This window comes from Maccoyibacter intestinihominis (assembly GCF_040096355.1).
GTDB lineage: Bacteria > Bacillota > Clostridia > Lachnospirales > Lachnospiraceae > Maccoyibacter > Maccoyibacter intestinihominis.
The window spans coordinates 56,099-69,078 of the sequence record NZ_JBBMEX010000006.1; the positions used below are offsets into that span (position 1 = coordinate 56,099).

Genomic DNA, 12,980 nt, shown 5'->3' on the forward strand with positions numbered 1-12,980 from the left:
TTAAAGAAATGAAAGGAAATAAAAAGTGGCAGAATATTCACCAATGATGCAGCATTATCTGCAAACCAAAGAAGAATACCCGGATTGCATCCTGTTTTATCGTCTTGGCGATTTTTACGAGATGTTTTTTGAGGATGCCAAAATTGTATCAAGGGAGTTAGAGCTGACCTTAACGGGAAAAAGCTGCGGACAGGAGGAACGGGCACCAATGTGTGGAGTGCCGTTTCATGCCTATGAAAGCTATATGAACCGTCTGGTGGCAAAAGGATATAAGGTTGCTATCTGCGAGCAGATGGAAGACCCGAAACAGGCAAAGGGAATGGTACGGCGAGAGGTGATCCGCGTGGTGACACCGGGTACCAATATCAATGAGCAGGCATTAGACGAGGGAAAAAATAATTATATCATGTGTATTGTGTCTTTGTCAGACCAGTTCGGAGTTGCAACGGCAGACGTTACCACCGGTGATTTTTTTGTAACAGAGGTGGACAGCAAAAGAAGGCTTTTAGATGAGATCTATAAGTTTTCGCCGACCGAAGTGGTCTGCAATGAAGCACTGTTTATGAGCGGATTAGATATCGACGACCTGAAGAACCGTGTGGGCATTGTCCTGTATTCCCTAGAGCACTGGTATTTTGACGATTCCCTCTGTGAGAATACATTAAAAGAGCATTTTCGGGTCAACTCTTTAGAAGGACTTGGACTTGCGGATTTAGAATGCGGAATGATCGCATCAGGTTCTCTGCTAAAATATCTCTATGAGACACAGAAAAATTCCTTAGAACAGATTTCCGCGATCCATCCGTATACGACCGGAAAATTTATGGTATTAGACAGTTCGACCAGAAGAAATTTAGAACTGGTAGAAACATTGCGGGAAAAAGCAAAGCGGGGTTCCTTACTCTGGGTGTTAGATAAGACCAAAACAGCCATGGGAGCCAGGATGTTACGCTCTTTTGTGGAACAGCCATTGATTGAAAAAGAGGAGATCGAGGGACGGTTAGATGCCATTGAGGAGCTGATGCAAAGAGCGATCGACAGAGAAGAACTTCGGGAATATCTAAACCCTGTCTATGATTTAGAGCGACTCTTAACAAGGATTACATATCAGTCAGCAAATCCAAGAGATCTGACGGCATTTAAAAGTTCGATCGGAATGATCCCACATATCCGGGGGATTTTATTAGAATTGCAGTCAAAAGAGATACAGGGGATCTGTGAGGATATGGATACCTTAGAGGATCTGTATACATTAATCGATGCAGCTATTGAGGAAGAACCGCCGATCACGGTCCGCGAAGGCGGCATCATAAAAGACGGTTATCATGAAGAGATTGACCGTCTGCGTGAGGCGAAGAGTCAGGGAAAGAACTGGCTTGCCGAATTAGAGGCAAAGGAACGGGAAAAGACCGGGATCAAGAATTTAAAGATCAAGTTCAATAAAGTATTCGGCTACTATTTAGAGGTAACGAACTCCTTCAAAGATTTAGTGCCGGATTATTATACCAGAAAACAGACCTTAACCAATGCAGAGCGCTATATCACACCGGAACTCAAAGAGATGGAGGATATGATCTTAGGTGCGGAGGATAAACTGGTACAGTTAGAATATGAGCTGTTCCGTGAGCTGCGCGAGCAGATCGCAAAAAATGTGGTCCGTATCCAGAAAACAGCAAAGGCATTGGCAAAGATCGATGTGTTTGCCTCCTTGGCACTGATTTCCGAACAGAACCACTACTGCCGTCCGTCATTAAACCAGAATGGCAGGATCGATATTAAAAACGGCAGACATCCGGTGGTAGAAAAGATGATAAACAATGATATGTTTATTGCAAATGACACCTACTTAGACAATCAAAAGAACCGTATTTCCGTTATTACAGGACCGAATATGGCAGGAAAATCCACTTATATGCGTCAGACGGCATTGATCGTTTTAATGGCACAGATTGGATGTTTCGTGCCGGCGGAAACAGCGGATATCGGCATTGTAGACAGGATTTTTACAAGGGTCGGGGCATCGGATGATTTAGCATCCGGTCAGAGTACCTTTATGGTGGAAATGACGGAGGTTGCAAATATTTTACGAAATGCAACCGGCAACAGCCTGCTGATCTTAGATGAGATCGGGCGTGGAACGTCTACCTTTGACGGACTCAGTATTGCCTGGGCGGTCGTAGAGCATATCAGCAATCCAAAACTCTTAGGTGCTAAGACACTGTTTGCAACGCATTACCACGAATTGACAGAGTTAGAAGGAAAGTTAGACAACGTCAACAATTACTGCATCGCAGTCAAGGAAAAAGGCGATGATATCGTATTTTTACGAAAAATCGTCAAAGGCGGGGCAGACAAAAGCTATGGTATCCAGGTTGCAAAATTAGCAGGAGTGCCGGATTCTGTCATTGAGCGGGCAAAAGAGATTGCCGAAGAACTTGGTAGACATGATATCGTAGATTTTACGGAAATATTGAGCAATAAAAAGAACTCAGCAACAAAGAAAAAGAAGGAACATTTAGATGAGGTGGACTTAACACAGATGTCCCTTTTTGACGCTGTCAATGACAATGATATTATAGAAGAATTAAAAGAGATTGACGTTGGAAACCTTACGCCGATCGAAGCATTGAACAAATTATATGAATTACAGAATAAGATCAAAAACCGCTGGTAAGAGTGAAAGATGCTGTTTTTTTACATCGGACGAAGAAAAGACGATCCATATAAGTTTGTGAAAAAGATAACGAAGAAGAACAGAAAGGAGTCAGCATGCCGGGAATACATTTATTAGAGCAGTCAACCATTGATAAAATTGCGGCAGGAGAGGTTGTAGAGCGGCCGTCTTCCGTAGTCAAGGAACTGGTGGAAAATGCCATTGATGCAGGGGCTACGGCAGTCACTGTTGAGATCAAAGATGGAGGAATTTCATTCATCCGTATTACCGATAACGGATGCGGTATTTCCAAAGAAGAAATACCGATGGCGTTTTTGCGCCATTCTACCAGTAAGATCAAAACCGTAGAAGATCTTTTGCATGTTACCTCATTAGGATTCCGCGGAGAGGCACTTTCGAGTATTGCGGCAGTTTCACAGGTGGAACTGATCACAAAACCGGCAGATGCCCTGACCGGAAGCCGTTATCTGATCGAAGGCTCAAAAGAGGTGAAGTTAGAAGAAATCGGTGCGCCGAACGGAACGACCTTTTTAGTACGCAATCTCTTCTATAACACACCGGCAAGACAGAAATTCTTAAAATCAGCACAGACCGAAGCCTCTTATATCAGCGATTTTATGGAGCGGTTAGCATTATCCAGACCGGATATCTCCTTTCAGTTCATATCCAATAACCAGCCAAAGCTAAATACTGCAGGAAACGGCAACTTAAAAGATGTCATTTATCGGATCTACGGCAGGGATATTGCGATGAACCTTTTAGAAGTCCATACGGAATGTGAATTTATGAAAGTGGACGGATTTATCGGAAAACCCGTGATATCGAGAGGAAACCGTAATTTTGAGAGTTACTTTATCAATCAAAGATATATCAAAAGCAGTCTGGTGGCAAAGGGCATTGAGGATGCCTATAAACTGCATCTGATGCAGCATCAATATCCATTTACCGTCTTACATCTGACCATGGACGGAACGCTTTTAGATGTCAATGTCCATCCGTCGAAGATGGAACTTCGGTTTTCCGATGGAAAAGGAGTCTATGAATTCCTATATGAGAGCTTGAAAGAAGCATTAGAGCATAAAGAGTTCATACCGGAGGTCAGTGTGGAAGATCAGGATTCGTTAAAAAAATCACAAACTACCACACAACCAAGGGTAAAAGCACCGGAACCATTTGAAACCAAACGTGTCGAAAAAGAACAGAATAGATCAGAACAAAGCAAGGAAAATAATAAGGACAGAATACTGCCAGAACAGGAAAAGAACCTCCCAGAGCAAACGAAAGCCATCCCGGATGAAAACCCTGACAAAGAAATGGCTGCAATAGAGAATCTCCCCCTGACCGGGGAACAGCTTACTCTGCGTGAAATGCCGGAATATGGCGGACAGTTCTTAACACAGGAGGCGAAAGCAAAGCACCGGATCATCGGACAGGTGTTTGATACCTACTGGCTGGTACAGTTTGAAGACAAGCTGTTTATCATCGACCAGCATGCAGCCCATGAAAAAGTCCTGTTTGAACGAACCATGGCAAGCCTTGAAAAGAAAGAATATACTTCCCAGCAGCTTTCCCCGCCAATGGTAGTGAGCCTGAATATGCGGGAAGAACAACTGTTAAAAAAATATCTTTCCGAATTTGAGCGTCTCGGTTATGAGATCGAATCCTTTGGCGGCAAAGAATATGCAGTCTGTGCCGTACCGGGTAATCTGTATTATTTAAACCAGCAGCAGCTTTTTATCGAGATGTTAGATAACTTAAATGAAGAGAGCGGTGCAAAGACCAGTGATGCGATCATTGAAAAGATCGCAACGATGTCCTGTAAAGCGGCAGTCAAAGGAAACCAGCATCTGCAAAAAGCAGAGATGGAGCATCTGATCGAGGAACTGCTGACCTGTGAGAATCCTTATCAATGCCCACACGGAAGACCAACGATCATATCCATGAGCCGTTATGAGTTAGAAAAGAAATTTAAGAGGATAGTGTAATGGAGACAGAAAAGAAACCATTGATCATACTGACAGGTCCTACCGCCGTTGGAAAAACCGACTTGTCGATCGCATTGGCAAAAGCCGTAAACGGAGCAGTGATCTCAGCGGATTCCATGCAGGTTTACCGCTACATGGATATCGGTTCGGCAAAAATCAGCAAAAAAGGAATGCAGGGCGTACCTCATTATCTGGTAGATGAGTTCATGCCGGATGAGGAATTCAACGTAGTAAAATTTCAGGAATATGCCAAACGCTATCTGAAAGAAATCTATGAAAAAGGCCAGATTCCGATCTTAGTCGGCGGTACGGGATTCTATATCCAGGCAGTGTTATACGATATTGATTTTACCAGTGAAAGAGAAGATACGGCATATCGGGAGCAGTTAGAGCAGCTTGCAAAAGAACATGGAGCAGAATATCTGCATCAGATGTTAGAAAAAGTCGATGCAGCATCGGCAAAAGCCATTCATCCGAACAATGTAAAGCGTGTGATCCGGGCATTGGAGTTTTATGAAAAAACAGGACGGACAATATCTTCCCACAACGAGCAGGAAAGAGAAAAAGAAAGTCCCTACAATGCGGCATATTTTGTATTAAATGATGACCGGAATGAAATCTATAGACGTATTGATCAGCGTGTGGATCAGATGATGCAGGCGGGACTTATCGAAGAGGTCAGACGATTAAAAGACAGGGGCTACACCAAAGACATGGTATCCATGCAGGGATTGGGATATAAAGAAATCTTAGATTATTTAGACGGAAATACCACCTTAGAAGAAGCAGTATATATCTTAAAACGGGACACCCGCCATTTTGCAAAACGCCAGCTTACCTGGTTTCGCAGAGAGCGTGAGGTGATCTGGGTAGAAAAAGAAAAATTTTCACATGATAACGAAAAAATACTGGACTTTATGAAAAAAGAACTAACGGAAAGAGGAATATTATGAGCATTCAAAATGAGGCAGAAACAATCATCACACAGCAATACCTAAAAATGGGGATCCAAAAAGAAGTCTATGATTTTGGACATTCGATAGAAGCAGGCTTAAAAGAACGGTTTGAACAGATCGATAAAATGGCAGAGTACAATCAGTTAAAAGTCATCCACGCCATGCAGAAAAACAAAGTCAGTGCGGAGTGTTTTAATCAGTCCAGCGGTTATGGCTATAATGATTTAGGACGTGATACCTTAGAGAAAGTCTATGCAGATGTATTTTGTGCCGAGGATGCGTTGGTACGCCCGCAGATCACCTGTGGAACACATGCATTGGCATTGGCACTGATGTCAAATCTGCGTCCGGGAGATGAGTTGCTTTCACCGGTGGGAAAACCTTACGATACATTAGAAGAAGTCATCGGGATACGTCCATCGAAAGGCTCACTGGCAGAATACGGAATCTCTTACCGACAGGTGGATTTATTAGAGGATGGTAGCTTTGACTTTGAAAATATCAAAAAAGCGATCAATGACAAGACAAAGTTAGTGACGATACAGCGTTCAAAGGGATATCAGACCAGACCGACACTTTCCGTAGACAGGATCGGGGAACTGATCGCTTTTGTCAAAAAAATAAAGCCGGATGTCATCTGTATGGTGGACAACTGTTACGGAGAATTTGTAGAAGAAAAAGAACCGATCGAGGTAGGGGCAGATATGATCGTCGGTTCTCTGATCAAAAATCCGGGCGGCGGACTTGCACCGATCGGCGGCTACATTGCCGGAAAGCGGGAGTGTGTGGAAAATGCAGCTTACCGACTGACCTCTCCGGGACTTGGAAAAGAGGTAGGAGCTTCCTTAGGAGTCATCCAGTCCTTTTATCAGGGCTTGTTTCAGGCACCGGTGGTTACGGCAGGCGCATTAAAGGGAGCTATTTTTGCGGCAAATATCTATGAAAAACTCGGATTTAACGTAGTTCCGAATGGAAAGGAATCCAGACATGATATCATTCAGGCAGTTACATTGAACTCGCCGGAGGCACTCTGTGCATTCTGCGAAGGAATCCAGACGGCGGCACCGGTCGATTCCTATGTTACACCGGAACCGTGGGATATGCCGGGCTATGATGCACAGGTCATTATGGCAGCAGGAGCTTTTGTGCAGGGATCTTCCATTGAACTGAGTGCCGACGGACCGCTAAAACCACCTTATGCAGTCTACTTCCAGGGAGGACTGACCTGGTACCATGCAAAACTTGGAATTCTTTGGTCTTTACAAAAACTTTATGAACGAAACCTTGTAGACAAGAGCAGGATGTGCTAATATATTCTGTGTGTAATTTTTACGGAGGAAGTTTACATAAATTGCCACGTTGAGAGAGCGGAAAGGAATTTATGACAAAACATGAGACTGTAAAAGAATTGCCGGATACGGAACAACCATATGAGAAATGTTACACGCGGGGAGCGGAATATCTCTCCGATGCGGAACTGCTTGCCGTTATCCTAAGAACCGGGACAAATGGTATAAGATCCATAGAACTTGCTCAGAATATTTTAAAGATCCATGATAAGGGGCTTTTAGGACTGTATGACCTGAGTAAAGAGGAACTGTTACAGATACCGGGGATCGGAAAGGTCAAAGCGATACAGTTAAAATGTATTGCAGAACTGAGCAAGCGGATCAGCCGTCTTTCCTTACGGGAGGGGGTAACATTAGAATGTGCGGAGTCCGTAGCGAACTACTATATGGAACAGCTCCGACATGAGACGAAAGAGGTTTTGTTAGTCAGTCTTTTTACCGGAAAGGGGAGACTGATCACAGAACAGGTGGTTTCCGTTGGAAGCATCAACAGTTCCGTTGTTTCGCCAAGAGAGATTTTTTATACGGCAATCATTCATAATGCAGCATATCTGATATTGCTGCACAACCACCCAAGTGGTGATCCGACGCCAAGTGAACAGGATTTCAAGGTCACAGAGCATTTAAAGATCTGTGGCAAGTATATGGACATCCAGCTTGCGGATCACATCATTATTGGAGACAATCAATATTACAGCTTTCGAGAAAACGGACGATTATAAGTCAAAAGGGAGAAATACAATGAGCAATACATTCGGAATTGATTTAGGCACCTGCAATGTCAAGGTTTTTTGCAAGGCAACAGGAAAGGTCCTGAACGAAAAAAATACTATCGCGATTGTGAACAAAAATCAGATGTATGCATATGGAGATCAGGCATATGCCATGTATGAAAAAGCACCGGAGAACATCAATGTAACATTTCCGGTAATCAATGGTGTTATCGCAGACTATGCAAACATGCAGACGATGATTTTTGAATTTTTAGAAAAATATTCCAAGGGAAAGGTGCGTGGAGCAGAGTTTGTCGTTGCCGTACCAACTGATATTACAGAGGTCGAGAAAAAGGCATTTTTTGACATCTTTGCAAAGAGCAAGGTAAAACCAAAAGGCGTGCTTCTCTGTGAGAAACCACTTGCAGATGCCGTTGGATTGGGAATTGATGTCAACGAGCCGACCGGTGTCATGGTTGTGGATATCGGAGCAGATACAACAGAGATTTCCGTCATGTCATTAGGCGGACTGGTACTGAGCGACCTGCTTCATTTTGGAGGAAACCGGATTGATGAATCCATTATTTCCCATCTGAAACGTACCTACAGTCTGGTGATCGGACAAAAGACAGCAATGACCTTAAAAGAGAAGTTAGGCTATGGCGTACCGGGTGCAGAAGACAGCATGGTGATCGTCGGAAGAGACTTAGTCAGCGGACTTCCGGTGGAGAGAGAGATTTCAACCGAGATTGTCTACGAGGCGATCAAAGATAACCTGAACTCTATCTGCAACTCCATTAAGATGATCTTAGAAAAGACGCCGCCGGAGCTTGCAAAAGATATTATCCATTCCGGAATTTATATTACGGGTGGAAGCTCTAAAATACATAGACTTGATGAACTGTTTACGGAAATCACCGGAATCAAGGTCAACTGTGCCGAAAATCCGGAGGAGACGGTAGTTCAGGGTCTGAATAAAATTGTTTCAGATGAAAAATATAAACGTCTGACCTTTACAATGAAAACAAAGATTTATAAATAGAGGCATTTATGAAGCGTAAAAAGAACAAAAATTCTTTTCCTGCAAGATATCTGCTGTTAGTCCTTTGCGGAATCTGCCTGATCGTCATGTTTTTAGCATATTCCGTGGGCGGTACTTCCGGCGGACCGTTAAATTCCGTGGCAAGTTATATTTTTGTTCCAATGCAGAAGGGAATCAATTCGGTAGGTACATTTTTTTCGAATAAATCTGACCGTTTTCAGACCTTAGAATCTGTGATGGACGAGAATACAAAGCTGAAAGAGCAGGTAGAAAAGCTGTCCACAGAGTTAAATACCGTCAAGTTAGAGCAGTACGAGTTAGAAGATTTGCGGGAATTGTATAAACTGGATCAAAAATATCCAAATTATAAAAAAGTTGCGGCAAATGTCATCGGAAAAGACAGTGGCAACTGGTTTAACGTCTTTTTGATCGACAAGGGAAAAAAAGACGGAATTGAAAAAGATATGAACGTTATGGCAGGAAACGGTTTAGTCGGAATTGTCATAGATGTAGGACCGCATTATGCAAAGGTGCGTTCGATTATTGACGATACCAGCAAAGTCAGCGGAATGGTGTTATCGACTTCCGGTAACTGTATTGTAAACGGTGATCTGCAGGCGATGAATGACAACTGTGAGATTACCTTTAAGAATCTGAAGGATGCAGATGACAAGGTGAAAAAAGGTGACCAGGTGGTAACTTCTTATGTCAGTGATAAGTTCTTACAGGGAATCTTGATCGGTTATGTAAGTGAGACCGAAATGGATTCTAACAATATCACCAAATCAGGAACGATTACTCCGGCAGCCGATTTTGAACATTTGCGTGAGGTGCTCGTCATCTTAGATAAGAAGACGGACGCAACTTCAGATACGGAGAAATAAGGATGAGAAGAAAAATTTCAGTCATACTGATCGTAGTTATATGTTTTCTGCTGCAAAGTACACTGTTTTCAGCATTGTCCTTTGCATCAATATCACCCAATCTTCTGATCGTAGTGGTTTCTTCCTTTGGTTTTATGCGTGGAAGAAAAGAGGGAATGTGGATCGGACTTTTTTGCGGAGTATTAATGGATATCTTCTTTGGGGAGATTCCGGGATTTTATACTCTGCTATATCTGTTGATCGGGTATGTGAACGGAATGTTTCGGAAAGTTTTTTATCCGGATGATATCAAGCTTCCGATGATCCTGATTTTAGGAAGTGACTTCGTATTGAATTTAGCAATTTATCTGCTTCGTTTCCTTCCAAGAAAAAAGATCCATTTCGGGTACTATCTGTTCCATATCATGATACCGGAGATGGTCTATACTTTAGTAATTACAATCGCACTTTATTTTATAATACTGAAGATCAACAGACACCTCGAAACAATTGAAAAAAGGAGTGCAGCAAAATTTGTTTGATAAGATAAAAGAAGTCTTTGCAAATATATTAAAATCCAGAATTTTAGTATTGACGATCATCATGTGCATTTTGTCATTCCTGTTGCTTTGGCGGGTGTTTAACCTGCAGATTATCAATGGTCAGGAGTATTTAGACAATTATACCTTAAAAATTGAAAAAACGAGGGATTTAGCAAGCACACGAGGCAATATCTATGACAAAAACGGAAAACTCTTAGCATACAATGAACTTGCTTATGCCATTACTTTAGAGGATAACGGAGTCTACAACTCCAGAGCGGAACGAAATAAGGCACTGAACAAGGAACTCTATCGTCTGTTAAAAGTTTTAGATAAGAATAAAGACCAGATCAGGAATGATTTTTACATCAGTTATTCCGAACGGGATGGCTATCAGTATACGGTTTCCGGTACGACATTAAAACGATTTCTTGCTGACATTTACGACCACAAATCGACAGATGATCTCAAGTATAATAAGACCTTAGGATACAACGAAGCCGAGGCAACGCCGGAACAGGTCATGGAGTATCTGTCCTCTGATAAGCGTTATGGTATTTCAGACAAGTACAGTGCTTATAACCGTTACCGGATCCTAGTCCTGCGCTATGCCATTGCACAGAACAGCTATCAGAAATTTGTCCTTACGGTCTTAGCAACCGGTGTCAGTGACGAGACGGTAGCATGGGTCAGTGAGAATTCCGATACCCTGCAGGGAATGTCTGTCAATGAAGAGACTGTCCGTAAATATAATGATAGTAAATATTTTGCACATATCATTGGCTATACCGGACAGATTTCCGTAGATGAATATAAGGAACTGTCGAAAAAAGATAAATCCTATTCCCTTACCGATGTGGTGGGAAAATCAGGAATTGAGCAGGTCATGGACAAAGAACTGCAAGGCGAAAAGGGCTATGAAAAGATCAGCGTAGACAACCTTGGAAAAGTGGTAGATGTAATTAAACGCAAAGAACCGACGGCGGGAAATGATGTCTATTTGTCCATTGATGCGGATTTAACGAAAGCGGTTTATGATCTGTTAGAGCAGGAGATCGCAGGAATCGTATACTCGAAGATTGAAAATATCAAAGAGTACCATTCCACCGGTTCGGCATCCGATATCAAGATTCCGATCGATGATGTATATTTTGCATTTATCAATAACGGAATGATCGACACTTCGCATTTTACGGAGGATGATGCAAGCGATACAGAGCGTACCGTATACAGTGCATATACCTCAAAGGAAAGCTCAGTACTTTCAAGAATGGACAGTCTGCTTTCCGGCAGTGCCAATACACCGTTTGGCGAACTCGGCGAGGAAGATCAGGATTATATCACAGAGCTGATCAAACGCCTGAAATCCAATGGCGTACTCGACAACAGTGCGATTGATACATCAGATGGAACTTATGTAAACTGGAAAGAGGGAAAGATTTCCTTGAATGAATATCTGAATTATGCAATTTCTAAAAGCTGGATCGATATCAGTAAATTTACCGTAGAAGAAAAATATTCAGATTCCGAAGAAATTTTCCAGTCGCTTACTGCTTATATCTTAGACGACTTAAAAGAGGATTATAATTTCAGTAAAATTGTCTATAAGTACATGATCCGCCAGAATATGATCAGTGGCACACAGCTTTGCCTGATCCTCTATGATCAGGGCGTACTTGAAAAGGACGAGGCACAGATTGCGGCGTTAAGCAACGGTTCTGCGAGTGCATACAATTTTGTCAGAGAGAAGATCAAGAGTCTTGAGATCACTCCGGCGCAGCTTGCATTAGACCCATGCTCCGGTTCCTGTGTTGTTACAAATGTTAAGACAGGAGAATTGTTAGCACTGGTTTCCTATCCGGGCTATGACAATAACCGTTTGGCAAATTCCGTAGACAGTGAGTATTACAGCTCGTTAAGCAATAATCTGTCCCTGCCGCTTTATAATCATGCAACACAGCAAAAGACGGCACCTGGTTCTACCTTTAAAATGGTCAGTGCGGTTGCAGGTCTGACGGAAGGAGTTATTTCCATTGGGGAGCATATTACGGATAAAGGACAGTTTGACCGTTTTGCAAACGGACCAAAATGTTGGATCTATCCAAGTTCCCATGGAAGCATCAATGTATCAGAAGCGATCCGGGATTCATGTAACTATTATTTTTCCGAGGTTGGTTACCGCTTAAGTTTACAGGGCGGCACCTATAACGAAGAAAAAGGTTTAGAAAAGATTAAAGAATATGCATCGCTGTTTGGATTAGATTCCAATACCGGAATCGAGATACCGGAGAGCAAACCGGAGATCGCAACCGAATATCCGGTTACGGCAGCATTTGGACAGAGTAATCATAACTTTACAACGTCAGAACTGGCCCGTTATGTAACAACGGTTGCAAATTCGGGAACACTTTATAAAGAAACACTGTTGAAAAAGGTCTGTGACCCGGATGGAAAGACGATCAAAGAGTATGGACCTACCGTAGAAAACCAGTTGAGTGAAGTTTCCGGTTCTACATGGGATGCTGTTCATTCCGGTATGAGAATGGTGATTTCCACACTGGATGCATTTAACGGAATGGGCGTAGAGGTAGCCGGAAAGACCGGTACTGCCCAGCAGGTACAGACACGTCCAAACCATGCGTTGTTTGTAGGATATGCACCATATGCAGATCCGGAGGTATCCATTGCAACGCGTATTGCGTATGGTTATACTTCCCATAATGCAGCAGATGTTTCAGCACAGATTTTGAAATACTATTTCAAACTTGCAAGCGAAGAAGAGCTGTTAGACGGAACCGCAGAAGATGTGGGAAACTCTGCAAACGCCGTTACCGATTAACAGTATGAGGAGGGATT

General features: G+C 42.7%; 9 protein-coding genes. All 9 read left to right on the top strand.

Translation table 11 applies throughout. The annotated features are described in order from the left end of the window. Positions 1-43: 43 nt before the first annotated feature. The 9 genes from mutS (at position 44) to WMO43_RS07100 (ending at position 12,963) form a co-directional block, all read left to right on the top strand. Positions 44-2,674 (top strand): DNA mismatch repair protein MutS, encoded by a 2,631-nt coding sequence (gene mutS / locus WMO43_RS07060; protein WP_353530791.1) that lies wholly within the window; start codon positions 44-46, stop codon positions 2,672-2,674. A 95-nt stretch (positions 2,675-2,769) separates the two neighbouring features. Continuing rightward, complete coding sequence (gene mutL / locus WMO43_RS07065) at positions 2,770-4,659, top strand: DNA mismatch repair endonuclease MutL (protein WP_353530708.1); 1,890 nt, start codon at positions 2,770-2,772, stop codon at positions 4,657-4,659. Beyond that, positions 4,659-5,612, top strand: coding sequence for a tRNA (adenosine(37)-N6)-dimethylallyltransferase MiaA (gene miaA / locus WMO43_RS07070; protein ID WP_353530709.1), 954 nt, complete (start codon positions 4,659-4,661; stop codon positions 5,610-5,612). Before mutL ends, miaA begins: the two co-directional genes overlap by 1 nt. Continuing rightward, positions 5,609-6,925, top strand: coding sequence for a methionine gamma-lyase family protein (locus WMO43_RS07075; RefSeq protein ID WP_353530710.1), 1,317 nt, complete (start codon positions 5,609-5,611; stop codon positions 6,923-6,925). The genes miaA and WMO43_RS07075 overlap by 4 nt, the downstream gene beginning before the upstream one ends. Positions 6,926-6,996: 71 nt before the next feature. Then, on the top strand, positions 6,997-7,686 hold the full coding sequence (gene radC / locus WMO43_RS07080) for a RadC family protein (RefSeq protein ID WP_177962429.1): 690 nt from the start codon (positions 6,997-6,999) through the stop codon (positions 7,684-7,686). A gap of 19 nt (positions 7,687-7,705) precedes the next feature. Continuing rightward, the gene (locus WMO43_RS07085; protein WP_177962430.1) at positions 7,706-8,719 is read left to right on the top strand and encodes a rod shape-determining protein; all 1,014 of its coding nucleotides are present in this window, start codon (positions 7,706-7,708) and stop codon (positions 8,717-8,719) included. 8 nt (positions 8,720-8,727) lie between these two features. Then, positions 8,728-9,603, top strand: a complete 876-nt coding sequence (mreC, locus tag WMO43_RS07090) for a rod shape-determining protein MreC (protein WP_177962431.1) — start codon at positions 8,728-8,730, stop codon at positions 9,601-9,603. Positions 9,604-9,605: 2 nt separating this feature from the next. Beyond that, positions 9,606-10,124, top strand: coding sequence for a rod shape-determining protein MreD (mreD, locus tag WMO43_RS07095; protein ID WP_177962432.1), 519 nt, complete (start codon positions 9,606-9,608; stop codon positions 10,122-10,124). After that, a complete protein-coding gene (locus WMO43_RS07100; protein WP_353530711.1) occupies positions 10,117-12,963 on the top strand; it encodes a penicillin-binding transpeptidase domain-containing protein in 2,847 nt (948 codons plus the stop codon). Before mreD ends, WMO43_RS07100 begins: the two co-directional genes overlap by 8 nt. The last annotated feature ends 17 nt before the right edge of the window (positions 12,964-12,980 follow it).

Coding starts and splice junctions, on each gene's coding strand:
- mutS (WP_353530791.1), top strand. CDS start 44: ATGATGCAGCATTATCTGCAAACCAAAGAAGAATACCCGGATTGCATC.
- mutL (WP_353530708.1), top strand. CDS start 2,770: ATGCCGGGAATACATTTATTAGAGCAGTCAACCATTGATAAAATTGCG.
- miaA (WP_353530709.1), top strand. CDS start 4,659: ATGGAGACAGAAAAGAAACCATTGATCATACTGACAGGTCCTACCGCC.
- WMO43_RS07075 (WP_353530710.1), top strand. CDS start 5,609: ATGAGCATTCAAAATGAGGCAGAAACAATCATCACACAGCAATACCTA.
- radC (WP_177962429.1), top strand. CDS start 6,997: ATGACAAAACATGAGACTGTAAAAGAATTGCCGGATACGGAACAACCA.
- WMO43_RS07085 (WP_177962430.1), top strand. CDS start 7,706: ATGAGCAATACATTCGGAATTGATTTAGGCACCTGCAATGTCAAGGTT.
- mreC (WP_177962431.1), top strand. CDS start 8,728: ATGAAGCGTAAAAAGAACAAAAATTCTTTTCCTGCAAGATATCTGCTG.
- mreD (WP_177962432.1), top strand. CDS start 9,606: ATGAGAAGAAAAATTTCAGTCATACTGATCGTAGTTATATGTTTTCTG.